The following is a 761-nucleotide window of genomic DNA, read 5'->3' as shown; positions in this document are numbered from 1 at the left end:
ATTTAAGATAATTAAAGTGTTAACATTCGGAATATCTATTCCTGTTTCTATAATTGTAGTGCAAATTAATACATCATATTCATGCCGTATAAATGCTAACATTCTATCCTCTAATTCTGTTTTAGACATCTGACCATGTGCAAAAACAACTCTAGCATCCGGTACTAAATCTTTAATATATGAAACCTGCTGTTCCATATCCTCAACCTTGTTATAAAGCAAAAATGTCTGTCCATTACGAGACAATTCCTTATAAATTGCATCCCTTATTATTTGCTTATTTTCCTCAATAACATAAGTCTGAATAGGATAACGATTTACCGGGGGCGTTTCAATTAAAGAAAGACTTCTTATTCCCACCATGGACATTTGCAATGTTCTAGGAATAGGTGTCGCTGTCAAAGTCAAAACATCAATATTAGTTTTATATTTCTTTATCTTTTCCTTATGAATTACTCCAAATCTCTGCTCTTCATCAATTATTAAAAGACCTAAATCATGAAAAACCAAATCATTAGTTCCGTTTTTTATGGAGTCTAATATCTTCTTAGTTTCTTTAATAGAAGTAAACCTATTTAGTAAAGCAATATTTACTGGAAAGTGAGAAAACCTTTCTAAAGCATTATCATAATGCTGATTAGATAAAATTGTGGTAGGACATAAGTATAAAACTTGTTTGGAATCCATTATAGCCTTAAATGCCGCCCTGAAAGCTACCTCAGTCTTACCATAACCCACATCTCCACAAAGTAACCTATCCA

Annotated in this window: 1 protein-coding gene; it reads right to left on the bottom strand. The window is 31.8% G+C overall.

Going from position 1 to position 761, the window contains the following annotated elements; genetic code table 11:
* The coding region (locus RSC39_RS11925) for a DEAD/DEAH box helicase (RefSeq protein ID WP_332537442.1) at window positions 1-761 on the bottom strand (761 nt) is incomplete at both ends.

The sequence above is a fragment of the Lactococcus sp. genome, from assembly GCF_036648155.1.
GTDB classification, from domain to species: Bacteria; Bacillota; Bacilli; order Lactobacillales; family Streptococcaceae; genus Lactococcus; species Lactococcus cremoris.
Note: the sequence above shows the minus strand (reverse complement) of the source record. Positions and strands in the feature narration are given on the sequence as shown.